This window comes from Bacillus fungorum (genome assembly GCF_002746455.1).
In the GTDB taxonomy this organism is placed as follows: Bacteria; Bacillota; Bacilli; order Bacillales; family Bacillaceae_G; genus Bacillus_A; species Bacillus_A fungorum.
Genome location: NZ_NWUW01000109.1, coordinates 1 through 1,530 on the forward strand (window position 1 = coordinate 1; position 1,530 = coordinate 1,530).

A 1,530-nucleotide genomic window follows, 5' to 3' on the forward strand; every position below is an offset into this window, starting at 1 on the left:
AAGCATTTGCTTCTCAGCTATCGCAACAATTACAAAGCAATCCGAATATAAATGCGATGGGTGTATCTAGTGCAGCAGGCATTCAAAAAGCTGTAAATGGTGTGAAAACACATAGTTTAGCAAATGGGTACGGAAATCAGAAACAACAAGAAGTAAGTAATGTTGGGAACCTGGTACAAGCATCTACAGAATCCTTTAAACAAGGGTATGCAGCTGAGAACAAGGCGAACTTTATGAAAAACTTGTCTCCAACTATGTCTCCAACTATGTCTCCAAAGCAAAAAGTAGAAGCGTGGCAGGCACACTTGAATGAAAAAGGAAATGAGTTTAAAACAGTCGCCCAGCAAGCGGCGGTACAAGCGGGTGCGATGCCCGTACAGGCAAAAGATACGAGTGGTAAGAGTCTACATAATGAATCGTATATTAATAAAGATGCCTTTGCTTCGCAATTGACGAAAGGTTTACAAAGTCATGCAAGTCTTGGAACAGTGAGCCAACAAGTAAGTTCAGGAATTACAAGTTCTATTCAAGGAGTTAGATCTCATGGTGTCGCAACAGGTGGTGCGATTAATAAAGCTGTGTATGCAGCTACGCAAACGCAAGCAAGTATGGCACGTGCAGGAAACCTGTCTACCTCTGAAATTGAACGTTCTTATGCGGATGCATCAGCTAGTGTAGCAAGTATTTCGCAAAGTGCGGGGAAAATGACGATTCCAACTTCAACAGTGGGACGTATGACACAGCAAAGTAAGATGATTGGTGTAAGTATGATGGAAGGTGCCAAACACCTTGCACATATACAGGGATTAGAAAACGTATCAAAAGCATACTTTAATGCGTCGGGTGCTGTTCAGCAGGCTGGTGGAAATGCAGTACAAAGAGTGATGAGTGGAACGGCAGCTGCTGTTCATACTTCGTTAGGAGGTAATGCAGCAGAACGCCATTACAATGTAACAAAAGGATTAAGCTATGCAGCAGGTGTAATTGGTGGTGCAGGTGCTTACCAAGCGACTGCACGTATGGTAAGTAAACATAATCCTTACAATAAAGCAGTTCAAACAGAAGCAAAAGAAATTCAAGAGATTCAGGGAATGGTACCAACAACAACAGATGCTACTGGAAGACAATCAGTTGCTCAAGGTGCAGTACGTCTTGTGACGACAAATAATAAATCATGGATTGAAGCAAATGATTCTAGTGGTATGACGCAAGTTGTATCTCGTTATGGGAGTGGAGATAGTAGTATTCGTTCTGGACAAGTGGTATATCAGGATTTAAATATTTCAGATGGACAGTTAACACAGTACCGGAATGGTACGAAAGTTTCTCCAGCTTATATACAAGATTCAAGTGGTGGCAAAATCAATATCAATCGCTCGATAAATGTAAATCCAAATCAATTGGTAGGAAATCAAAATCAAAGACCCTTACAACAGAAACCAGTATTTAGTGAACCGCCACTTACAGTAAGTCATAAGGTAGACAATGGTCACTTCTATATGTCTGATTTAGACCAAGGGGGATACCAAA

1 pseudogene is annotated in these 1,530 nt (G+C 41.1%); it reads left to right on the top strand.

Annotation, left to right across the window (positions count from 1 at the left end):
* Positions 1–1,530, top strand: a pseudogene (locus CO726_RS30840) (hypothetical protein); the annotation flags it as partial.